Consider the following 22,451-nt stretch of genomic DNA (forward strand, 5'->3'; position numbering starts at 1 on the left):
CGCTCGACTTGCATGTATTAGGCACGCCGCCAGCGTTCGTCCTGAGCCAGGATCAAACTCTCCAATAAAGTTGAGTTGATTAGCTCATAAAGTTACGTTGGCTTCATTTCGAAAGAAATGAATGTTTTATTGTTGACGTTTTTGTTTGTTTAGTTTTCAAAGAACAATCTTATTGGAGCGGGTGATGGGAATCGAACCCACAACAACAGCTTGGAAGGCTGTGGTTTTACCACTAAACTACACCCGCAAATATAATTTTTTAACTTCATTTAGAATGGTCGGGAAAACAGGATTCGAACCTGCGACCCCTTGGTCCCAAACCAAGTGCTCTACCAAGCTGAGCTATTTCCCGAAACAATAATTTATATGGCGCGCCCGACAGGAGTCGAACCCATAACCTTCTGATCCGTAGTCAGACGCTCTATCCAATTGAGCTACGGGCGCTCATTTAATGCAACTTTCATATTGTATCACAGCTAATTTGCTATGTCAATATAATTTTTGGTGCGGCCGAGAGGACTTGAACCTCCACGGTGTTGCCACCACTAGGCCCTCAACCTAGCGCGTCTGCCATTCCGCCACGACCGCATTGCTAAATCGCTAATTTAGCGACAAAAATAATCATACCATATTTCCTTGTTCTTTTCAACAGGAAATTTTTGGTGCGGGTGAAGGGAGTCGAACCCCCACGCCTTGCGGCGCCAGATCCTAAGTCTGGTGCGTCTGCCAATTCCGCCACACCCGCGAGTTAAATGGCTGGGCTAGCTGGATTCGAACCAACGAATGACGGAGTCAAAGTCCGTTGCCTTACCGCTTGGCTATAGCCCAATAATCATTAAATTAGATAAGAAACAGGAAATGAATTGCTTTTCATTCCCCATTCCTGATGACCCCTACGGGATTCGAACCCGTGTTACCGCCGTGAAAGGGCGGTGTCTTAACCGCTTGACCAAGGGGCCGGATTTTATATAGCTGGCGGAGAAGGAGGGATTTGAACCCTCGCGCCGCTTACGCGACCTACACCCTTAGCAGGGGCGCCTCTTCAGCCACTTGAGTACTTCCCCAATTGGCTCCGCAGGCAGGATTCGAACCTGCGACCGATCGGTTAACAGCCGATAGCTCTACCACTGAGCTACTGCGGAATAATACTAACTTCACAACCTTTAAAACAGGTTGTTGTCCTTTCGACTCTTTAAATTATAATGACGTAGCATGCTAAAGTCAATACGATTTTTAATAGAAATAACTGGATGAAGGAAATCCTTATCCATTATGAAATTCCTTTACCTTCACCAGCTTTCCTTTACAAATCCCGCAAACATACTTGCTTGTATTGATGCTTCTTTTTCTTTGAAAGGAAACATTGCAATTTGAACACTTATATAAAAGAATTTTCTTCACGGTACGTTTTCTCTTCACATCCGGGAGCTGGTTGCAAAATCGTGGCGCCCCTACTTTTTTCAAAAGAAATTTGAACTCCGGGTCTCGATGCTGGTAACCTTTGCCCTCGAGGTGAAGATGATAATGGCACAATTCATGTTTAATGATCCCGATTAATTCGGTTTCGCCCAGCTGGTCGAGATATTTTCTATTGATTTCAATATTATGGGTTCCCAACAAATAGCGGCCTCCGGTTGAACGTAATCTCGGGTTAAATGTCGCCTTATGGCGAAATGGCTTGCCAAAAGATTCTAACGAGATTTTTTCAACGAGCACTTGAAGTTCTGCATCTTTCATTTTTTGGTCTCCCCACTTTCTTTCGAACGTGACAACCTATTATAGCATATATTGTTTATACCCCTTATGAGATTTAACTTTTTGGGAGGTTTTCATAATGCCCACTTGGTTTCAAAACCAAATGAAAAGAGCCTTTTATGAAAAGAACCGCTATCAGATCAAGCTGTTAAACCAATGCTGGTTTTTTTACAGAAAAAAACACTGCCAATAATAAAAGCGCAAGCGCCCTGGTCAGCGGCGTATGGCCTGGAGCTCTCCAACTGAGATAAAGGAAACACGAAGAGCCGGAGGCGATTCGACGTTGACTTATCGTAGGGCGGAGAGTGAAGGACACTAGACGCTAGGGCGCTGGAGCTAGATAATAAGAGCAGTGTTTTGTGCATTAGGAAGGCTTTAGCATCGTCAACGCGACGCGGCCTTTTTTCATATCGACTGAATCTACCCAGACTGTGACGACATCCCCAACGGATACAATGTCGAGCGGGTGTTTGACGAAGCGGTTGCTTAGCTTGGAAATATGCACAAGCCCATCCTGCTTAACGCCAATATCGACGAACGCGCCAAAATCAACCACATTTCGGACTGTACCTTGCAGTTCCATACCCGGCTTGAGGTCCTCCAGCTTTAAAACATCCTTTTTCAATAGCGGTGCAGGAAGTTCATCGCGCGGATCCCGTTCCGGTCTCACGAGTGCATCGACAATATCCTTTAAAGTTAATTCTCCAATTGTGAGCTCTTCTGAAACAACCTTAAGATTTAGCCCGTTTAATGCGGTTTTTAACTCTTCCGACCCTAAATCGGCAGCGGAAAAACCAAGATTCTTCAGCAATTTTTCAACCTCGGAATAGTTTTCCGGGTGAATGCCAGTCCGGTCAAGCGGCTGCTTTCCGTCCAATACACGAAGGAATCCAATCGCCTGTTCAAACGTTTTTGCTCCCAAGCGCGGGACTTTCTTTAATTGCGAACGGCTGGTAAACTTTCCGGCCTCTTCGCGCATTTTTACAATATTGTTAGCTGCGGTTTTATTAAGGCCAGCGACATACTGCAGCAACGAGGAAGAGGCAGTATTTACATTGACTCCCACCTGGTTCACAGCCGTCTCCACGACAAAGTGCAGCGATTCGGACAGCCGTTTTTGTGACACATCATGCTGGTATTGGCCGACACCCACCGATTTCGGATCGATTTTAACTAACTCTGCTAGCGGATCCTGAAGGCGGCGGGCAATCGAAACGGCACTTCGTTCTTCTACATGGAGGTTCGGAAACTCTTCCCGTGCAATGTCTGAGGCTGAGTACACACTCGCCCCTGCTTCATTGACGATTAAATAATAGATTTCTCTGCCGGCTTCTTTTAATATATCAGCGACAAATTGCTCGGTTTCCCTGGATGCTGTCCCATTTCCGATAGCGACCATTTCCACTTTAAACTCGCGAAGTATATTGATAAACTTCTCCTTGGCGTCCTTCATTTTTGAAACAGGAGGATGCGGATAAATAACGTCAATCTTTAAAACCTTCCCGGTTTCATCGACTACTGCAAGCTTACAGCCTGTCCGATAGGCCGGATCAACCCCCAATACCATCTTTCCTTTAAGAGGAGGCTGCAATAACAGATTGCGAAGATTTTCCGAAAAGATATGTATCGCCTGTTCTTCCGCTTTTTCGGTCAGCTCTCCACGGATTTCCCTCTCAATCGAGGGCTGAATCAGCCTTTTATAGCTGTCCTCTATCGCCTCCAAAACATAGGCTGCGGAAGGTGAATGCTGTTTTTTGATCCATTTTCTCGAGAGATAGCTAATGACAGTATCGGGATTCATTTTAATTGCTACCCGCAGGATGTCTTCCTTTTCGCCGCGATTTAATGCGAGGGTCCGGTGCGGAACAATTTTATTGACCGGTTCTTCGTATTCATAGTACATTTCATATACGTTTTTCTCGTCTTTCTCGGCATCCTTGGCAACAGAGACAACTGCCCCCGATTTAAATGTTTCACGGCGGGTCCATTTACGGCCGTCGGCATCATCGGAAACCATTTCGGCGATAATGTCCTTGGCCCCCGCAAGTGCATCCTCAATTGTAAGGACCGCTTTTTCTTCGGAAAGAAATTCTTTTGCTTTTCCATCAATACTTTCGTTTGAAAAAGTTAGCAGCCATTGCGCCAGCGGCTCCAATCCTTTTTCTTTGGCAATCGTCGCTTTGGTCCGGCGTTTTTGCTTATAGGGACGATATAAATCCTCCACCTCTTGGAGTTTATCCGCTTTGACAATACTTTTTTGGAGTTCGTCTGTCAATTTTCCCTGCTCAGCTATAATCCTCAGGACTTCTGTCTTCCGCTGCTCGAGGTTTTGGATATATTGCCAGCGCTCTTGGATGGAACGAATTTGCACCTCATCAAGGGCCCCGGTCATTTCTTTCCGGTAGCGGGCAATGAACGGGACGGTATTCCCTTCGTCTAATAAGCCTATTACACTTTTTACCTGTTTTAAGGATATAGCCAGTTCAGCAGCTACTTTGCCTAATAGCTGCTCGTCTTTTACCAATGTTTCAGTCAATCGAATAACCTCCAATCCATCTTTACATTTTAGCAAATTAAATCGGTCTTTTCATTACTATTGGCATTTATAAGTCTTTGGTATCGCAAACCTTTTACATACTAATCAGCTCAACGGCTCGGTCGTTTAGAGCCCTTCTTATCGACTGTATTCCTTGTAAATCCACCACTTCGGGCGTTTAGAACCCTTCTTATCGACCGTACTCCCTGTAAATCCATCGCTTCGGGCGTTTAGAACCCTTCTTATCGACCGTAGACTCTGTAAATCCATCGCTTCGGGCGTTTAGAAGCCTTCTTATCGACCGTACTCCCTGTAAATTCATCACTTCGGTCGTTTAGAACCCTTCTTATCGACCGTAGACTCTGTAAATCCATCGCTTCGGGCGTTTAGAACCCTTCTTATCGACCGTACTCCCTGTAAATTCATCACTTCGGTCGTTTAGAACCCTTCTTATCGACCGTACTCCCTGTAAATCCACCACTTCGGTCGTTTAGGAGCCTTTTCCCAAAAAGAAAAGCAAGCCGTTAAGCTTGCCTGAGCAGTTGAGTATGAGAACAGCATTATGTATGAAAAAGCGCCCTTTAAATAAAGAGCGCATATTGCTTAAAATTCGATGAGACCAAGGCTGATTTGCAAGGCTTCATCCACTTTCTCCATCATTTCGTCATCGAGATGGGTTATTTTATCGGTTAACCGCTGCTTATCAATTGTGCGAATTTGCTCTAACAGAATGACCGAATCTCGTTCAAATCCGTAGCGCTTCGCATCAATTTCAACATGAGTAGGAAGCTTCGCTTTTTGAATTTGAGCCGTAATCGCTGCAATAATAACTGTGGGACTAAACCGATTCCCGATGTCGTTTTGGATGACAAGTACCGGACGGACACCGCCTTGTTCAGAACCAACAACTGGGGATAGGTCCGCGAAATATACGTCACCACGTTTGACAATCAAGGGATTATCCTCCGCTAACTAGACGTTCGACTGTATGCTCTGCCTCATATTCTGCCTGGAATGCCTCAGATGCAATCAATAGATTAATCTTCGCCATCTCCATGTATCCGCGTCTCATGGACTCGCGAATTTGTCTCTTTTTACGTTCGCGTAAATACATCTTTGTTGCTTGGTAGATAAACTCACTGCGGTTTACGTTTTCGAGCTTAACGAAACCATCTAACTCGGTTAACAGATGTTGCGGTAATTCTACTAAGATTTCCGTAGTTGCGCTGGATTCAGACACAAACATACACCTCCACCATCACTACACACCAATTTTTTTATGCTTTTTTCTTTTTCTACACGTAAAATTTAACCATGGTTACTGTTACCCAAAAATGGGCAGTAAAAAATAAATTATCTATACCATCTTTTATAATAGCACTAAACACAGCCGATGCATAGACTAAATATCATTCCTATTGTATTATAAGCCAATCTTTCGTTCTTTTATGCACAAATCAGCCGCCCTCACATAAATATGTTGAAGTTTTAAAAAAAACGACTACTTTTTTCAAAGAAGATAATTTTTTGACTCGACAATTTTCCCGCCTTTTTTATAAAGTCGGGGTACGCGCTTGGCGATGATGCAGGGTACTTCGTAATTAATCGTCTCCAGTTTGGCGGCAATCTCATTGACGGAAATCTCTTCATTCCCCTCCCTGCCGATCAATGTAACGGTCGTCCCAAGCGGTACCTGCTCTGAGAGACGAATCATGCATTGATCCATACAGATCCTTCCGACAATCGGCGACCGCTTGCCGTTCACGAGCACCTCCTGCCCCTGCAGCCGGCGAATCCAGCCGTCGGCATAACCGATCGGTATCGTGCCAATCCACTCCTCTTCCCCGCTCTCATAGGTTGCCCCGTAACTGACTTTTTCGCCCTTTGGCAATTTTTTCACATGGACAAGCTTTGCTTTTAACGCAAAAGCCTCCTTTAGCGGGAAAGGTATTTCTTTTTCCATCTCCGGAGAAGGGGTTAAACCATACATGGCAATCCCAAGCCGAACCGCATTGAAATAGGCCTTTGGAAATCGAATTGTAGCTGCACTATTGCTGGAATGAATGTATTTTGGTCTGCGTTCCAAATCGCCGATTATTTTTTCAAATCGGGCAAATTGCTGCTCAAAATATGTGTTATCCATTTCATCGGCCGTGGCAAAGTGCGTAAAAATGCCTTCAAATACAAATCGCCCGTCCTCCGAAATCAGCCGCTCCAATTGCTTTAATTCCTCACTGTTTCGTACTCCAATCCGCCCCATTCCGGTATCGACCTTAATATGAATCGTCACCTTGGCGTCCTGCGGCAAATGCTTGGCCGCTTCGTGCAGCCACTCTTCCTGAAATACGGTTAGCGTGATGTTAAAGTCCGATGCCACTTTCACATCCTGCGGGCGCGTTGCCCCTAGCACAAGAATGGGTGCTGTGATTCCGTTATTCCTTAAAGCAATCGCTTCATCCATAAACGCAACCGCCAAATAGACTGCCCCGGCATCAAGCGCCGTCTTTGCCACCTGGATATCTCCATGCCCATATGCATTTGCTTTAACCACAGCAAAAAGTGCCACATCAGCAGGCAGAAGCTGTTTTACGGCGGAAACATTCTCTGAGATACAATCCAAATCGACTTCTACCCATGTATCCCGATAGAAATATTCCTGCTCCTCCATAATTCCACTTCCCAAATGTTTAAATGATTATTTTTTCATTTTAGCAAAAAACAAGGGCAGTCTCCAATTTTTAAAAGCAGCCAAACAAAATACAGGCCACTAATGTGAGCCTGTATTTGCACGAAATTATTTAACCGCTTCACCTTGGACCGATTTAGCCACTTCAATCATTTCTTCACGTGTCAGGTTTTTCGAGGCAATCATATAATCGACCCCATCCTGTGTCCAGCTGATGGAATTGTCTGTTACTGCGCCAATTGTGACGCCAAGGTCAACCAGGTCGCCGTCCACATACGTTGGTGACGTTGCCGCGGCTTTTGCTTTTACTTTCTCCTGAACCAGAGTATATGATTTCTTCTTGCCGTCATAGGTTAGGACTACACGCTTGCCGTCCTCAATCTTCACTTCTTTCTCTCCGATAAGCTTGGTGCCTGCAATTTCATATGTCGGGTATTTAATCGTGAAGGATTGGTCGCCGCCACCTGCCATTGCCGGCATGTTAAGCTCGGCACGGGTCATGTTTTTCTTCATATCGAAGTCGTCTTTGTCAAAATCGGCATTAAATTTTACTTTGGCAAATTCAACTGTCACCAGGGCATTGCGATCCGGATCCATCACTTTTACTACAGCTGGCGATAAATCTTTTCTATTCAATTTAATTTCCTGTATGGGTAGCATACTATTATTTTGATAGCGGGTTTTTGTTTCAAACACATAATGTTGTTTCGTAGTCGAGAATTTGGCTTCCTTGTCAGCGACAATATCATTGATCAGGGACTCGTACAGGTAGGCCTGACTGCTGTTTTGCGGCCAATCGCTTTGGAAGCGGAAGCTCTTTTTCAATGCTGGCGTCAGCACAAACACGCCTTCGTTATTCCTTAATATCATTTGGCTTTGATCTTTCTCCGCATTTTTCAGATTAACGCGATAGAAGTTCGGATCCATATGCCAGATTTCCACGTCGTAAACCTGTGAATCTGACCCCATCTTTAAAGTCATTTTTGCTTTAGCCTTGTAGCTTGTTAAGTCTTTCTGCTTTCCGTCCAGCTCCTTCACTATATCTTCTTGCGATTTAGAGCCGCAGGCGGCGAGCATGAAGATGGCGATCAGCCCCGTGATGAGCAGCAACAACTTTTTCCTCATTCCTTCAACCCCTTCTTGTCTCATTTCATATTATTGAGAAGAGAAAGGCAGGGATCAGGCAGTGATAACCGAAATGACCATAGCTGACCTTGTCTCTCCTAATTCTCTACGAATATATGAGACAACCCGTGGGAATATGCTAATGAAGTAAACAAGCCTAAAAAAATTAATCCTCGAGAATGACTTGGGCAACCGCATAGTCTCTACTGTGTGAAATAGATAGGTGTCCCTTTGCTTCGGGCTTTACAATGTATGGCTTACCGAGGTCATCCGAGGCAATCTCAATATCCAGAAAGGAAAGGTCCTTACCAATACCGGTACCAACCGCTTTGGCAAAGGCCTCTTTCGCCGCGAACCTCCCAGCTAAAAATTCAACCTTTCGCCGCACCGGCAAGTCTTCAAATCGCTGTTTTTCTGCTTCCGTTAAGATTCGGTCGACGAATTTTTTTTGCCTGCTGATCAACTCCTCGATTCGGGAAAGTTCAATTATATCAATGCCAATTCCTTTAATCATTGCAATCTTCCTTCTATTTAAAATTCACTCTGCATATTAGTGTACAAGTATTAAAATAAGTCTATCATGGTTATTGAGGGGAGGTTTGGCCATGTTCACTAGAACCGAAAGCTTCAACGAGTTTCTTCGCTTCTATCCGATTGTTTCGATTATTGTGGCGATCCATATCGTCTTATATCTTTTAACCATTTTACCAGTATTCCCAAACTTCTGGTTCATCGAAAACCTATCCGGAGTGAATCTTTATATTATGGAAGGGGAATTTTGGCGGCTCATTACCCCGACCTTTATGCACAGCGGTTTTTCGCATATGCTGTTTAACAGTTTCTCTCTGGTGTTATTCGGGCCAGCGCTGGAGCGGATGCTTGGCGGAGCCAGATTTTTGCTGGTGTATCTAGTTTCCGGTTTTATTGCCAATGTTGCCACCTTATTGCTGGAGCCACTGACTTACACCCACGTCGGCTCGAGCGGGGCAATCTTTGGGCTTTTTGGCTATTATATCGCCATGATTGTTTTTCATAAAGATAGACTTTCCAAGCAAAACTCGCAAACCATCATCACACTTTGCGTAATCAGCTTAATTATGACATTTATTGAGCCGAATATTAATATCACGGCCCACCTGTTTGGACTGCTCGGCGGTTTTATATTGGGGGCAGTTCCGCAAAAAAACAGGGCTAACCGCTAATCTAGGCTGCCCTGTTTTTGCTTTTCTCTTGAATACCATTGATAAATTTTTTGTACATCACTTATTTCCAGATCAGACACCGTGCCGCCTGCCCCGCCAAATCCAGAGGATACTGACGCCCCGACTGTTCCCAAATCCTGTCTCCTTTGAAAATAGCTTTCCTGCATTTCGAGGCTCTGAATTTTATTTTTCAACATAAAAACGGTCACGCGATCTATGGTTCGATACCTCAAACTCAACTGACGCTGGTGAATACTCCACCCGCCCGCCTTGAATTTGGCGATGGCCCAAAACGATCCAAGTGCCATAAGGATTAATGCCAGCAAGCCCCAGATTTTCAGAAAAATTAAGGCCGCTGTGACAACCGGGATTGTAAAAAACCAGCTCCGAAACAGATATCGCCGCTTGGCCCGCTTTGGCAATGGGGTGAAGTCCGTTGTTAGAGCATATTCCGGCAGGTAAGGTCCGATGATGGACCGAATCTGGTCTACCTTTACGATTGGAAGCAAAGTGACATTAGCTCCTTCCTCGTTCGCCGAGGAGCCGCCGGCGCTTTCAATATAGACCGTACCATAGCCGATCAGCTGCCTGATAATCGGTTCATTGATACGAATGGCCTGAATTCGCTTTAAAGGAACGGTTATTTGCTTTTTTTCCAGCAGCCCTTGGGATATGATGAGGTCCCCTTCTTTTTTCACCACGGCAAAGTTCGCATACTTCAGCATCGTGATGATGAGGCCGATCATCCAGGCGATGGATAAGCCGATAAAGACGAAAAATGCGATGGTTATTAGGTTATGAATCGCCCAGTCCTTGAGACCCCTGAACAGTCTTTTAAACGGGATGAGATCATCAAACTGCGACAGCAAGGCAAAGAGAGCGGAAATCACCACCCCCGTGCCGCCGGAGGTCAATGAGAGAATGACCAATTGCCGGGTGGAGATGTTAAAAATTTGCTCGATTTCCGATTCGGCTTGCGTGTCCCGGGTATCGGCATTTTTCGCTGCCGCGACATAGTCTTGAATGAGACTTGCTTCTCCCTTGGAGATGGCTGATAGGACGGCTTCCGCCTCATCGTCACCGCTGCTCCCGGCTGTTTCAATTTTCACTTTAACAAGCCCAAATAATCGTTGCAAAATACCTTCGGTTAAATCTATGCTTTGAATTCTTTCAAAAGGTATATAACGTTTTTTGCGGACGAATATCCCGTATTCAATCCGAACCTCGTCATTTTCGATTCTATATGTATAGCGGTACCACGACAAGATGCCGGAAACAAAGGTGAAAAGGACGATTACGAGAGCGGCTATCAAGGAAAAAATCATGGATAATCCGCCATCTCTGCCTGCCGAAAAGAGAATGGCAGCCACAGGAATCAACATGTTTTTTATTCCTTTAAGTGTATTGATCACACTGGCAATCGGGTGAAGCCGTTTCGGTTCAAACATCCTCCTCCACCACCCTTGCCAATTTTGATATGTAGTGGCGCAGCTCTTCGGCTTCGGTTTCATCGAGGGCGGGAATGGTATGCATGGTTGCTGCCGTATGAACAATCACAGAAGCCAGTTTGTATTTTCTAAGAATGGGCCCCTGGACTGTGTCGACGTGCTGGACGCGTACCATCGGGACAAGCGTGCGGGTGCGGATAAAGATTCCCTCCTGCAGTTCCAATTCTTCCTCCCTGACCTCATAGCGCCAGCGCTTCCACCTTAGCGACGGAAAGATTAATATATGTAATATGGTAAAAATAACGCCAAGTATGATGAGTATGATGGATATCCATTGCGGCCCTTGGAAAATGTGCAGCAGGACGATCGCTGTAGCAGCGATTGACCACTCGATAACTGCTCTAATGACCCCTGATATCCGCCACACCGTTAACGCTTTTGGCGAAATTCGATTTTGTGGTTCAGTTAGCATACGTATACCCCCTTTGCGGCTTACCACATATAAGTATACATGGAAATGATTAGGGGGACTAGTACGCAAAATGTGGGGTAAACTGCTATCGATAACCCGCTATCAGACACTTTCACTCTAACTCCACCTATTTTGTTTTTTAGAAGACGTCTATTAGACACTTTCACTCTAACAGCACTCATTTTGTCTTTTAGAGGACGTCTATTAGACACTTTTACTCTAACCGCACTCATTTTGTCTTTTAGAAGCTGTCTATTAGACACTTTCACTCTAACAGCACTCATTTTGTCTTTTAGAGGACGTCTATTAGACACTTTCCATCTAACTCCACCTATTTTGTCTTTTAGAGGACGTCTATTAGACACTTTCACTCTAACAGCACTCATTTTGTCTTTTAGAGGACGTCTATTAGACACTTTTACTCTAACCGCACTCATTTTGTCTTTTAGAAGCTGTCTATTAGACACTTTCCACGCTAACCACACTCATTTTGTCTTTTAGACAGCATTCCCTGTCTTAATCTCCACCCTAAAGCAAAAAAAAGCACCGACCACGATGGTCCATGCTTTTTAAATAATCTTATTGATGATTGTAGCTTTTTGACTTCGGCTTGCTGCCGCTAGGTCTGCGGTCGCCGCGCGGTTTTACGGGCGCCTTTTTCCGGCGGTCATCAGATCTGTAGCCGCGGGAATCGTCCCTTCTGCGGCGGTCTCCGCCACGGTCGCCACGGTCAAATGACTTTCTTTCCCGTTTATTTGGAAGCGGCGCTTCTTCCGTCAGCTTCACCGGTGTTGTGTCCGGCTCTTTCGTCAGCATTTTCAAAACTGCTGCAACAACAGTCTCGGCATCATTGGCTTCCAGTAATTCCTCAGCAGCCGCTCTGTAATATTGTAGGTTGTTCGAATCAATGGTTGCTAAAATCTTATCAACCACTGCACGCTGCTGGCCTTCCAATGCCTCATCAAGAGTTGGTGGCTTCATTCTTTCCATTTTGCGCTTCGTGGTTTTTTCCACTACGAACAAATATGGCTTTTCACGCGGTGTAATAAACGTCATTGCCACACCGGTTTTGCCGGCACGGCCAGTACGGCCAATGCGGTGAACATAGCTTTCCGGATCTTGAGGAATGTCAAAGTTATACACGTGGGTAACACCGGAAATATCAAGGCCGCGAGCCGCTACGTCTGTTGCCACAAGCACATCAATCGAACCTTCTTTAAACTTGCGCAGGACAGACAAGCGCTTCGCCTGGCTCAAATCGCCATGGATGCCTTCAGCCGTATAGCCGCGCAGGTTTAATGCCTCTGATAATTCGTCGACACGGCGCTTTGTCCGTCCGAACACAATTGCCAGTTCAGGTGATTGAATATCGAGAAGTCTTGTTAAAATATCAAATTTGTTCTTTTCCTGAACCTCCACATAATACTGCTCAATCAAAGGTACAGTCATTTCTTTTGTTTTCACGCGGACAATCTGAGGATCCTTCATGAATTTTTCCGCAATGCGCTGAATTGGCGCGGGCATTGTCGCCGAGAACAGCAATGTCTGACGCTCTTCAGGAATCCCCGCCAAAATGGATTCAATATCCTCAATAAAGCCCATGTTGAGCATTTCATCTGCTTCATCTAGAATTACAGTCTGGATATTGTCAAGACGCATAGTTCTTCTGTTAATATGGTCGAGAAGCCGTCCCGGTGTACCGACAATAATATGCGGAGCTTTCTTTAATGAACGAATTTGCCGTCCGATGTCCTGGCCGCCGTAAATTGGCAGGACTCGCACTCTCTTGCCGGCACCGATTTTATAAAGCTCCTCGGATACTTGGATCGCCAGCTCCCGTGTTGGGGCAATGATAATCCCCTGAATTGCCTCTAAGCTCGTATCAACCTTTTCAACCAATGGGATTCCAAATGCTGCCGTCTTACCAGTCCCCGTCTGAGCTTGGCCAATCACATCTTTATTTTCTAAGCTCAATGGTATCGTTTCTGACTGGATGGGGGTGGCTTCCTCAAAACCCATGCGCAGGACAGCTTTTAACGTCGCCTGGCTTATACCTAAATCTTCAAACTTGGTCAATGTTTTCAATCTCCTTCATCTATTTAAGAATATTTTTGATATTCAGTGCCAAATCTATTCTCCCGTTACGGTTCAATTCACATTATATATTTTACCAAAAAAAAGACATTCCTCCCAAGGAGTATGCCCTCATTTACCAAAACAAAATCAAACTTTCTTGATTCCGTACACATAAATTCAACTACGTCACTCGAGCTGCCATAAAACGGCCGGCCGATACGAGAGTTTTCATTTAATCTTCATTAGACACATTGTAAATAATCATACCATCTTCATGATGAATATGCAAATGAGACAAGGCATTTAATTGCAGCCTTGTCCCTATTTATTGTTAAAAATAAACTCACAATGGCAGAAACTGTCAGCTTTGCAGTGCTTTGACCACTTCTTCCAACTTCATGCCTCTTGAAGCTTTCACAAGTACAAGCGAATGATTATCGACATGCTGATCCAGTGCTTTAATAAGTTCACTTTTTTCCATAAAAGCAAAAACCCGCTGTTCCCCTAATGTCTTGCGCGCTCCATGGGCAATATGGCTGCCTAGTTCACCATAGGTGAACACGAAATCAATTTTATCAGGATCCAAGCCTTCGCCAATTTGATAATGATACTGTTCCTCCTGCGGCCCCAGCTCAAGCATGTCTCCGAGAACCAAGATTTTTCGGTCATAGCCGCGAAGGTTGGCCACCAGTTCAATGGCCGCCATCATGGAAGTTGGGCTGGCATTATAGGCATCATTGATGATTTTTTCGCCATGCTTGCCTTCGACCAGTTCCATACGCATATTTGTCAACTTGACCCCGCGGAGCCCTTCCTTCATTTTTTCAAAGGGGATGGAAAAATGGCGGGCAATCAGCATCGAAGCCAGGGCATTAAGAATATTATGTGTTCCCAATACAGGCAATTCAAAGGTTTCAGCCGAAGCATTAATTTTAAAACTGTTTCCTTGATCCAGCTGATGGATTTCAGTCGGGTACAGATTATTCGTCTCACTGCGGCCAAAGGTCTGCACCTCGACATTGCCTTTAAAACGGTGAATCCGCTCCATCAACAGCGGTTCATCTCCGTGGAGGACAGCTAGTCCGCCGTCTTTAAGCCCCTGAAGAATTTCAAGCTTCGCTTCGGCAATTCCTTCTCTTGAACCAAGGTCAAGCAGGTGGGATTCGCCAATGTTGGTAATCACAACAGCATCCGGACAGGCAAGCTTGGTCAGGAATTCAATTTCTCCCCTGCCGCTCATCCCCATCTCCAAAACCGCAATTTCCGTATCTTCCCGTAAGCCCAGCACAGTTAATGGCAGGCCAATATGGTTATTAAAATTGCCCTCCGTTTTTTGCACCTTATATTTTAACGCCAACAAGCTAGACGTCATATCCTTGGCTGTCGTTTTGCCGTTGCTGCCGGTAATGCCAACGACTTTTACCGATAGCTCCCTGCGATAGCTGCGAGCCAATTCCTGCAGTGCCACCAGGCAGTCATCGACTAGCAAAATCGGCAGATCCTTCGGCGGGTTCGGGACATCCTTTTGCCATAACGCGGCGGCCGCGCCATTATGAATCGATTGGATGACATAATCATGGCCGTCAACATGCTCCCCCTGAAATGGAACAAACAGGTTCCCTGGTTCTATTTTCCGAGAATCGATCGTAACCCCTGATATGACGATATCAGCAAACGGGGTAATGTCATTTTGTATAGAAACCATCTCGGCAATCTGCTTTAATGATCGTTTTATCATCGGTTAACCCTCCTTCAATATAAAATCGACACGGCATTAGCAAGCCGTGTCATGTCAGTCTTAGAACGTGTATTTAATCTGCTGCTTTTCGGCATGCCTTTCCTTCGCTAGATTAACAAGACGCTCGATTAGTTCCGGATACTCGACACCGGTATGCTTCCACAACAGCGGGAACATGCTGAATGGGGTAAAGCCAGGCATGGTATTTACCTCATTAATCAGGACTTTCCCTTCCTCTGTCAAAAAGAAATCAGCGCGCACCAGTCCGGAACAATCCAACGCTTTAAAGGAGCGTATTGCCATATCTTTAATTTCCTTATACTCCTCCTCTGTTACATCGGCTGGAATGATCAGGGCCGTATCGCCATCTTCATATTTCGCTTTATAGTCGTAAAAATCCTTTTTCGGAACAATTTCACCGGCAACTGAACATTGCGGTTCATCGTTTCCAAGGACGCCAACTTCGATTTCACGAGCCACGACGCCTTCTTCAATAATTACTTTCCGGTCAAACTGGAATGCCTCCACGAATGCCGTCTGTAGTTCCGCTCTGTTTCGGCACTTGCTGATTCCAACACTCGATCCGAGATTGGCCGGTTTGACAAAGCACGGATAACCAATCGCCGCTTCAACCTTGGCACAGGCCGCTTCCTGGTCCTTCTGCCATTCGCTTTTGATAAACGAAACGTAATGAACTTGGGCTAGGTCAGCCTGGGCAAAAACATTTTTCATCATCACTTTATCCATACCTGCTGCAGAGGCCAGAACTCCATTACCGACATACGGAAGGTTTAAAAGCTCCAGTAATCCCTGTACGGTTCCGTCCTCGCCGTTAGGCCCGTGCAAAAGCGGGAAAATGACATCAAGCTGTGCATTTTCCTGCTGCTCTGCCTGGAATAGTGCCGGGGTAAATGAGGCTGTTGACAGCTGGCCCGCTTGGGAAAATTCGAGCTGGCTAATATTTTCTGGTGGAGCGGTTAATTGCGGCCCTTTAATCCACTGGCCATCAACATTTATGTAAATCGGATAAATATCGAATTTTTCAAGATTTAATGCCTTAATAACCGCCAGAGCCGTTTGCATTGATACCTTATGCTCCGCAGATTTTCCGCCATATAACAAACCTAATTTTGTTTTCATACAAGTGCCTCCATTTTTTCATTCAATCTATTTTAACACTTTATTAAATCAGAAAGGAAATACCTCTGGTCATGTTTTAATGTTTTTTTTCTAGTATATGAATCATGGTGCTTGCCTCACAACAATCTCTCGGAAATTTGTCAAGATTTCGCCAAAAAGTGGCTGTTTTTTCCTGTAAGATAATTTTGTAGACACATATTTTGGAGGTGCCAAAAAATGTCGGGGACGTTTTTATCAGTATTATTATTTGGATTTCTGCTTGGAATCAAGCATGCAATTGAACCTGACCATGTTATTGCCGTTTCCACCATTGCCAGCGAATCAAAAAATATCAAACGTTCGACGTTTGCCGGAATCTACTGGGGAATTGGGCATACAGCCACACTATTCATTTTTGGAATGGTTATGATTGTCGCTAAAAATACCATCACAGATATGCTTGCCATGAGCCTGGAATTTTTAGTCGGGGTTATGCTTGTCACCTTGGGCATGTCAAGCCTTCATAAGGTTGTTCCCCATAAGCATAAGCACAGTCACTCTCATGAGACGTCAAATGGCAAAAGCCGGCCGCAGTTGAAGTCGTTTTTTATCGGGTTTATTCACGGTCTTGCCGGAAGTGCCGCAATGGTGCTGTTAACGATGAGCACTGTATCAACCGTCTGGGAGGGTGCCTTGTATATCTTGATTTTTGGCTTTGGCACCGTTGTCGGCATGCTCTCCTTTTCAACAATCATTGGTCTGCCTTTTGTATTGACGTCCGGAAAACAAATTAACCGTAAGTTAAATAATGTGGCAGGAATTATCAGTATTCTGTTCGGCCTTTATTATATGTATAACCTGGGTGTTAACGAGGGATTGTTTTCGCTATGGTTTTCATGATTGAAAAACCTGGGGGTGACCCTCTTGAGTCACCCCGTTTATATTACATTCAGCTTCCATTCTTTTGTCTTTTTGTCATAAATAATTTTGGCATGGCATGGTTTATCGGCCATTTCCTGATATTCCTCGTACATATCATCCATATTGGCAAAGTCCCCAAGAACCCAAGCAGGTATTTCAATCTTTGTCCGTTGCACATCTGCATCCTTTAAAGCTAGACAAAGCCCTTCCTTAAAAAACGGCGTCAATGACAGGAGAATTTCCTTATTCACCGGCGGATAAGTCCGTTTTTTCCGGAGCCCAAGCAAAGACTTTTCAGGCTTCAATTCGCCAAGCTTGGCAGCAATCGTGTCGCTTAATAGCTGAAAGAAATCCTTAAACGTGCGATAATAGGTTTTGTTGAACCAGCCATCATCATGGGCCAAATACACAAAGCGATTGCCCAATTTATTATAGAACGGCATTTTTAAATGGTGTTTATGGTGGCCCAAGTATAGTAATTCCGCCATTTCCTGCCCTGTCAGTTCATTTAGCCCTTCTTCCTCCTGAAAATCAATCCAGCAGAAGTTTCCGTATCCATAAACATCGTCTGCAGCCAATTTGCCAATCCGATCATCCGGACAATATTCGAGCAGGGTATGCATATTAAAATCAGCATCATCAAAACGGTGTTGGAGCAGAAGCAAGTTATTTAATGAACCCGAAAAGACAGCAGCAAATTCAGTGAATTCTATACCATGGGTTAGCACATACTGGTCCGATTGATTTAAATGGATATAGACTAGATCCCGTATGTCCTGATGATGCTTTTTCACTGCCAAACTCCTCCGATCAACAACAATTGAATAAATATTATTATAAGTTTCCTCGTACTGGAAATTCCTTTTATTTCACACCTATTCATTTTAACAAATAATAGGCCAAATAGCTTATTTCAATTGTTTTACAAAAAGTATCCTTTGATTAATATTCCTGTAACTTTTTACGGTCGATTTTCCGGCTGTAATATCGCATACTATTAACAGGTGTATAGAGCCTTTTATAGTAAACCTCGCACGGCACCTCGGGATCAGGCCCGGCCGGAAAGGAGTGACTTCCGTGATAAAAGATATGACGCATGAAGAAATAAGTTTAATGATCATCACTATGCTGACCGAGAATAAAAAATCGGACTTTGAAACAATCATCGATGAGCTTCAGCCGTACGATGTAGCCGCCATTTATAAGGAACTGCCGGAAAAGTACAAGGGGCGGTTTCTGCTGTTTTTAAAAATGGATCTGCTTGTGGACCTGATGGAGGAGCTTGATAAAGAAGAACAGCTGGATTTATTAAATAAGCTGGGGATTGAAAAATCAAGCAAGGTCCTTAATTTAATGGACAATGATGACCTGGCAACATTATTGCATGAACTATCTCCCGAGAAAATCGACTCGCTGCTATCTGAGATGAAAATTGAGGAATCAGAGGCGGTCAAGGATATCATGAAATATCCGCCTGAAACGGCCGGAAGGATCATGAACAACCGGTTCGTTTGGATTCGTAATTATTTTACGGTCAGGGAAGCGGTTGATAAGCTGAAAAGCTTTGCCCAATTTGCCGAGTCGCTCAATTATTTATACGTTATCGATGAGGGGCGCAGGCTTGCCGGGGTCGTTTCTTACCGCGATTTGTTATTGGCGGAACCTGATGAGAAAATTAACAATATCATGTTTGAGCGGGTCATATCCGTCACGGATACAACCGACCAGGAAGAAGTCGCGAAAACTGTTCAGCGCTACGATTTTATCTCCGTGCCCGTTGTCGATGAGAATAATGTCCTGCTTGGAATCATTACAGTCGACGACGTGATCGACGTCGTCATGAAAGAAGCCAATGAAGATATTGAAAAGTTATCCGCAACCGGTAAGTCGATCGATTTTGAAACGAAAACACTTGTCGCGGCAGCAAGACGACTCCCTTGGCTTATCCTGCTTTTATTTATTGGCGTCCTTTCTGGCCGAATTATCTCCAGTTTTGAAGATACCTTGAAGCAGGTTGTCGCGTTAACGTTTTTTATGCCGATGATCGCTGGGATGACAGGGAATACAGGCACCCAGTCGCTTGCCGTTGTCGTCAGAGGGCTCATTTCGCATGATATAGATAAAAAAGTAATTTTTCGGTTGATTATGCGGGAACTGGGTGTCGGCATTTCAATAGGGGTGATTTGTGCGATTTTAATCTCCGTTATCGCTTATATTTGGCAAGGGAGCCTGATTTTAGGCTTTGTCGTCGGCTGTTCGCTGTTTTTTACTTTGATAATTGGAACTTTGGCCGGAACCGTCATCCCGATTGTGCTTTACCGACTGAATATCGACCCTGCGGTGGCGTCAGGACCGCTGATTACTACATTAAATGATATTTTTTCACTGCTCACCTATTTTGGGATTGCCACTGCCTTTTTAACACATTTAATGTAAGTCTTTTTGAAACCTTTTGACCGTGATAAACGTTATGTATTTATGGGTATGTCATATTTTGCCTAGAAAATTTGTTGTGAGGATTTGGTTTCTCTGCTAGTCTTGAATTAACTTTAAGGTAAACTGGGTGTTGATGATGGAAAAATACATAAAAAAATCGGATCGATTTGATTGGTCATTAACTTTACTATTATTTCTCTTTTTCTTGGTCAGTTGCGCGGCCATTTACAGTGCCCAGGCGACCGGGCAGTATGGAGACCGCAACTTCCTGATTATGCAGGTTTTCTGGTATTGCGTCGGAGCGGGGATTATTTTAGGATCCATGTTTTTTGACAGCTATCAATATCGCAAGCTGGCTTGGGTTTTATACGGGTTTGGCATTTTATTATTAGTTTTTCTGGCCGTTGCCCCTGAGAGTATTGCACGTCCGATAAATGGCTCGAAAAACTGGTTTCAGATTAAAGGGTTAGGAACAATACAGCCGTCCGAGTTCGTCAAAATCTTTTTAATTTTGGCGCTAAGCCGGGCTGTTGCCGCCCACAATGAGAAATATCTGGAGAAAACACTAACGACAGATTTATTTTTATTAATAAAACTTGGTGCTATAACGGCGGTACCGCTCGGAATGATCGTGGTCGAGGATTTGGGGACAGCGCTGGTGGTTATGGCCATTTTTACAGGTGTGATACTCGTTTCGGGGATCTCCTGGAAGATTATTTTGCCAATCTATGGTGCAGGAGCCGCATTTGTAGGGCTAATCTTTTATCTTGTAATAATAAAACCGGAAATTATTGAAAAATTCCTCGGTGCTAAAACCTATCAACTGAACCGAATTTATTCCTGGCTTGACCCGGTTAACCATACATCCAGCTCGAGCTATCATTTGATGAAATCGTTAAGCGCGATTGGCTCCGGGCTTATTTCCGGCAAGGGTTTCGGAAACGGTGAAGTCTATGTCCCTGAGGCCCACACCGATTTTATTTTCAGTGTCATCGGTGAGGAATATGGCTTTTTCGGGGGCAGTGTCGTAATCGGCCTGTATTTCTTGTTGATTTACCATTTAATCAAAACCGCTCTAGATACGAATGATCCGTTTAACACATATGTCTGTACGGGTATCATCAGCATGATTACGTTCCATGTGTTCCAAAATGTCGGCATGACGATTCAGGTCCTGCCAATTACCGGAATTCCGCTGCCGTTCATTAGCTACGGGGGAAGCTCGTTAATGGGCAATATGTTTGCAATGGGCCTTGTCTACAGCATTCGCTATCACCATCGCAACTATATGTTTTCGACGGACAATTCAATTGGCACATAGGATTGGGGGCTTGAGCAGTTTTCAGGAACTGACTGGCGAGAGTGACCAATTAGGAAGAGGCGGCGGTTTCGCTGCCTTTTTTACGGGGAATGTCAAAACCCATATTTATTTCATTATCAGACAAACTATTATAAACTATTTAAAGCGACTAATTTATCATAAGTGAAGGTGCATTTATGAAAGAGTTTATTTTTACGATTTTAGATTTCTTATCCGGATTGGGCTATTTCGGGATTGCATTAGGTTTAATGATTGAGATTATTCCTAGTGAAATCGTGCTTGGCTATGGCGGTTATATGATCTCGCAAGGTAAAATTGGCTGGGTTGGGGCAGTCATTGCCGGGACGATCGGCGGGACGCTTGCCCAATTATTTTTATATTGGGCCGGTTATTATGGCGGCAGGCCGTTCCTGGAGAAATACGGAAAATATGTACTAATCAAAAAGAAACATATCGATATTGCTGAACTTTGGTTTCGCAAATATGGCGCCGGGGTTATTTTCTCAGCGAGGTTCATTCCCGTTGTCCGTCACGCGATCTCCATTCCTGCCGGTATCGCTAAAATGTCGGCAATGAAATTTACGCTGTATACGGTTGCAGCAATCATTCCATGGACCATCCTCTTCCTTTACTTAGGGAAAATTCTTGGCAAAAACTGGGCTGATATTAAAGAATTTGCTCAACCATACGTCATGCCGATCATTATCGGTGCGTTAATTGTTGGCGTTATCTATTTCCTATATCAAAAAACAAGAAAAACCACCGATTAATTGTGACCGGTGGTTTTTGCTTTAGTGAAGCTGTTTCATATTTTTATTGGCGGCACTTTTCTTTGATTTTTAGCCAATTTTGTCGGCAATCCAATTAGGAAACAAGCTTCAACCCTATGGCTGCCCCCAGAACCATAAAGATAAATACGAGCCGTTTCCAATCCCTCGATTCATTATAAAGCAGCATGCCCAGTATCGCGCCGCCGGATGCACCGATACCCGTCCAGATGGCGTATGCCGTGCCCATCGGCAGTATTTTCATTGCATAAGCAAGGAATAAGAAGCTTGCGCCAAAACCGGCCGCCAACAATAGATAGGATTGCCAATTGCGGTCTTGATGCACTTTATTAATCATCACCACACCGAACATTTCACATAGTCCTGCCAGCACCAATGAAATCCAGGCCATCAAGAATCTCCCCCTTCCCCAACAGAATCTTTAGTAACCAACTTCAACCCGATTACTCCTGCCAGTAGCACAAGAATCAACAGGATTTTTGCCGTTTCAAATCGTCCCCCAAAAAAGAGAATCTCTGATATTACAGTTCCAGCGGTACCCAATCCAACAAAGACTGCATACACCGTGCCAACAGGGAGTTTGTTCCCCGCCGCAATCAATGCGTAAAAACTCACAATTATGGCCACAACAGTCCCGGCCCATTCCAAAGCACTATCTGCATGCTTTAAACCAATCACCCAAAACACTTCAAAAAAAGCGGCAAAGAATACTTTTATCCATTGTAGATTCATTTCTTTTACTCCTTTCCCTCATACCAATGGAAATTACCCCAAATATACTATATAAGAAATTTTTTAGTGTACCGATAATTGCCAATAAAGGCGGTG

The 22,451-nt window shown here is 44.3% G+C and carries 21 protein-coding genes, 9 tRNA genes and 1 rRNA gene; 6 read left to right on the plus strand and 25 right to left on the minus strand.

What is annotated here, in order from left to right:
• The 11 genes from M3234_RS24270 to M3234_RS24320 form a co-directional block, all read right to left on the minus strand.
• Nucleotides 1-68: ribosomal RNA gene (locus M3234_RS24270) — 16S ribosomal RNA — on the minus strand; the annotation flags it as partial.
• Nucleotides 69-173: 105 nt separating this feature from the next.
• Nucleotides 174-247, minus strand: a tRNA-Gly gene (locus tag M3234_RS24275).
• Between the two features lie 28 nt (nucleotides 248-275).
• Nucleotides 276-352, minus strand: a tRNA-Pro gene (locus M3234_RS24280).
• 15 nt (nucleotides 353-367) lie between these two features.
• Nucleotides 368-444 (minus strand) — tRNA-Arg (locus tag M3234_RS24285).
• A gap of 58 nt (nucleotides 445-502) precedes the next feature.
• Nucleotides 503-588: transfer RNA gene (locus M3234_RS24290), tRNA-Leu, on the minus strand.
• Between the two features lie 72 nt (nucleotides 589-660).
• Nucleotides 661-745: transfer RNA gene (locus M3234_RS24295), tRNA-Leu, on the minus strand.
• 8 nt (nucleotides 746-753) lie between these two features.
• Nucleotides 754-828 (minus strand) — tRNA-Gln (locus M3234_RS24300).
• A gap of 59 nt (nucleotides 829-887) precedes the next feature.
• Nucleotides 888-959, minus strand: a tRNA-Glu gene (locus tag M3234_RS24305).
• A gap of 14 nt (nucleotides 960-973) precedes the next feature.
• Nucleotides 974-1,064: transfer RNA gene (locus M3234_RS24310), tRNA-Ser, on the minus strand.
• Nucleotides 1,065-1,067: 3 nt separating this feature from the next.
• Nucleotides 1,068-1,142: transfer RNA gene (locus M3234_RS24315), tRNA-Asn, on the minus strand.
• Between the two features lie 121 nt (nucleotides 1,143-1,263).
• Nucleotides 1,264-1,737 carry a SprT family protein gene (locus M3234_RS24320; protein ID WP_262307186.1) on the minus strand — a complete coding sequence of 158 codons (474 nt, stop codon included), beginning with the start codon at nucleotides 1,735-1,737 and terminating at the stop codon, nucleotides 1,264-1,266.
• Between the two features lie 97 nt (nucleotides 1,738-1,834).
• On the opposite strand from M3234_RS24320, the gene cmpA reads away from it, so the two are divergent.
• Nucleotides 1,835-1,948 (plus strand): cortex morphogenetic protein CmpA, encoded by a 114-nt coding sequence (gene cmpA, locus M3234_RS24325; protein ID WP_156431412.1) that lies wholly within the window; start codon nucleotides 1,835-1,837, stop codon nucleotides 1,946-1,948.
• Between the two features lie 171 nt (nucleotides 1,949-2,119).
• On the opposite strand, the gene M3234_RS24330 is transcribed toward cmpA, so the two are convergent.
• The 6 genes from M3234_RS24330 to acpS form a co-directional block, all read right to left on the minus strand.
• The gene (locus tag M3234_RS24330) at nucleotides 2,120-4,291 is read right to left on the minus strand and encodes a Tex family protein (RefSeq protein WP_262307187.1); all 2,172 of its coding nucleotides are present in this window, start codon (nucleotides 4,289-4,291) and stop codon (nucleotides 2,120-2,122) included.
• A gap of 603 nt (nucleotides 4,292-4,894) precedes the next feature.
• Complete coding sequence (gene ndoA / locus M3234_RS24335; protein ID WP_019156408.1) at nucleotides 4,895-5,245, minus strand: type II toxin-antitoxin system endoribonuclease NdoA; 351 nt, start codon at nucleotides 5,243-5,245, stop codon at nucleotides 4,895-4,897.
• Between the two features lie 4 nt (nucleotides 5,246-5,249).
• On the minus strand, nucleotides 5,250-5,531 hold the full coding sequence (locus M3234_RS24340) for a CopG family ribbon-helix-helix protein (RefSeq protein ID WP_066321588.1): 282 nt from the start codon (nucleotides 5,529-5,531) through the stop codon (nucleotides 5,250-5,252).
• 270 nt (nucleotides 5,532-5,801) lie between these two features.
• Nucleotides 5,802-6,959 (minus strand): alanine racemase, encoded by a 1,158-nt coding sequence (gene alr / locus M3234_RS24345; RefSeq protein WP_262307188.1) that lies wholly within the window; start codon nucleotides 6,957-6,959, stop codon nucleotides 5,802-5,804.
• Between the two features lie 126 nt (nucleotides 6,960-7,085).
• Complete coding sequence (locus M3234_RS24350; protein WP_262307189.1) at nucleotides 7,086-8,102, minus strand: LolA family protein; 1,017 nt, start codon at nucleotides 8,100-8,102, stop codon at nucleotides 7,086-7,088.
• Nucleotides 8,103-8,268: 166 nt separating this feature from the next.
• Nucleotides 8,269-8,616 carry a holo-ACP synthase gene (gene acpS / locus M3234_RS24355; RefSeq protein ID WP_262307190.1) on the minus strand — a complete coding sequence of 116 codons (348 nt, stop codon included), beginning with the start codon at nucleotides 8,614-8,616 and terminating at the stop codon, nucleotides 8,269-8,271.
• Between the two features lie 91 nt (nucleotides 8,617-8,707).
• On the opposite strand from acpS, the gene M3234_RS24360 reads away from it, so the two are divergent.
• Nucleotides 8,708-9,304, plus strand: a complete 597-nt coding sequence (locus tag M3234_RS24360; protein ID WP_262307191.1) for a rhomboid family intramembrane serine protease — start codon at nucleotides 8,708-8,710, stop codon at nucleotides 9,302-9,304.
• On the opposite strand, the gene M3234_RS24365 is transcribed toward M3234_RS24360, so the two are convergent.
• The 5 genes from M3234_RS24365 to M3234_RS24385 form a co-directional block, all read right to left on the minus strand.
• On the minus strand, nucleotides 9,301-10,752 hold the full coding sequence (locus tag M3234_RS24365; protein WP_262307192.1) for a PH domain-containing protein: 1,452 nt from the start codon (nucleotides 10,750-10,752) through the stop codon (nucleotides 9,301-9,303). The two genes, M3234_RS24360 and M3234_RS24365, sit on opposite strands and share 4 nt — an antisense overlap.
• Complete coding sequence (locus M3234_RS24370; RefSeq protein WP_262307193.1) at nucleotides 10,745-11,224, minus strand: PH domain-containing protein; 480 nt, start codon at nucleotides 11,222-11,224, stop codon at nucleotides 10,745-10,747. The genes M3234_RS24365 and M3234_RS24370 overlap by 8 nt, the downstream gene beginning before the upstream one ends.
• Before the next feature lie 579 nt (nucleotides 11,225-11,803).
• On the minus strand, nucleotides 11,804-13,300 hold the full coding sequence (locus tag M3234_RS24375; RefSeq protein WP_262307194.1) for a degradosome RNA helicase CshA: 1,497 nt from the start codon (nucleotides 13,298-13,300) through the stop codon (nucleotides 11,804-11,806).
• 361 nt (nucleotides 13,301-13,661) lie between these two features.
• Nucleotides 13,662-15,038: a UDP-N-acetylmuramoyl-tripeptide--D-alanyl-D-alanine ligase gene (locus M3234_RS24380; RefSeq protein ID WP_262307195.1), complete on the minus strand. Its 1,377-nt coding sequence runs from the start codon at nucleotides 15,036-15,038 to the stop codon at nucleotides 13,662-13,664.
• A 60-nt stretch (nucleotides 15,039-15,098) separates the two neighbouring features.
• Nucleotides 15,099-16,178, minus strand: coding sequence for a D-alanine--D-alanine ligase (locus M3234_RS24385; RefSeq protein ID WP_262307196.1), 1,080 nt, complete (start codon nucleotides 16,176-16,178; stop codon nucleotides 15,099-15,101).
• 216 nt (nucleotides 16,179-16,394) lie between these two features.
• On the opposite strand from M3234_RS24385, the gene M3234_RS24390 reads away from it, so the two are divergent.
• Entirely contained in the window at nucleotides 16,395-17,057 is a 663-nt protein-coding gene (locus M3234_RS24390; protein WP_262307197.1) for a sulfite exporter TauE/SafE family protein, read from the plus strand.
• Nucleotides 17,058-17,095: 38 nt separating this feature from the next.
• On the opposite strand, the gene M3234_RS24395 is transcribed toward M3234_RS24390, so the two are convergent.
• Nucleotides 17,096-17,872: a hypothetical protein gene (locus tag M3234_RS24395; RefSeq protein ID WP_262307198.1), complete on the minus strand. Its 777-nt coding sequence runs from the start codon at nucleotides 17,870-17,872 to the stop codon at nucleotides 17,096-17,098.
• A gap of 283 nt (nucleotides 17,873-18,155) precedes the next feature.
• Here M3234_RS24395 and mgtE point away from each other — a divergent pair, with 283 nt between their 5' ends.
• The 3 genes from mgtE to uptA all read left to right on the plus strand — a co-directional run bounded on the left by mgtE (nucleotide 18,156) and on the right by uptA (nucleotide 21,605).
• Complete coding sequence (gene mgtE / locus M3234_RS24400; protein WP_262307199.1) at nucleotides 18,156-19,514, plus strand: magnesium transporter; 1,359 nt, start codon at nucleotides 18,156-18,158, stop codon at nucleotides 19,512-19,514.
• Nucleotides 19,515-19,650: 136 nt separating this feature from the next.
• Nucleotides 19,651-20,835: an FtsW/RodA/SpoVE family cell cycle protein gene (locus tag M3234_RS24405; protein ID WP_262307200.1), complete on the plus strand. Its 1,185-nt coding sequence runs from the start codon at nucleotides 19,651-19,653 to the stop codon at nucleotides 20,833-20,835.
• A 176-nt stretch (nucleotides 20,836-21,011) separates the two neighbouring features.
• Nucleotides 21,012-21,605, plus strand: a complete 594-nt coding sequence (gene uptA / locus M3234_RS24410) for an undecaprenyl phosphate transporter UptA (protein ID WP_262307201.1) — start codon at nucleotides 21,012-21,014, stop codon at nucleotides 21,603-21,605.
• A gap of 94 nt (nucleotides 21,606-21,699) precedes the next feature.
• Here the strand turns inward: uptA and M3234_RS24415 are convergent, their stop codons facing one another.
• Nucleotides 21,700-22,014: a DMT family transporter gene (locus M3234_RS24415; protein WP_262307202.1), complete on the minus strand. Its 315-nt coding sequence runs from the start codon at nucleotides 22,012-22,014 to the stop codon at nucleotides 21,700-21,702.
• Nucleotides 22,014-22,355, minus strand: a complete 342-nt coding sequence (locus tag M3234_RS24420) for a DMT family transporter (RefSeq protein ID WP_262307203.1) — start codon at nucleotides 22,353-22,355, stop codon at nucleotides 22,014-22,016. The genes M3234_RS24415 and M3234_RS24420 overlap by 1 nt, the downstream gene beginning before the upstream one ends.
• Nucleotides 22,356-22,451: the final 96 nt, after the last annotated feature.

Source organism: Neobacillus niacini (assembly GCF_023715785.1).
In the GTDB taxonomy this organism is placed as follows: domain Bacteria; phylum Bacillota; class Bacilli; order Bacillales; family Cytobacillaceae; genus Neobacillus; species Neobacillus niacini_E.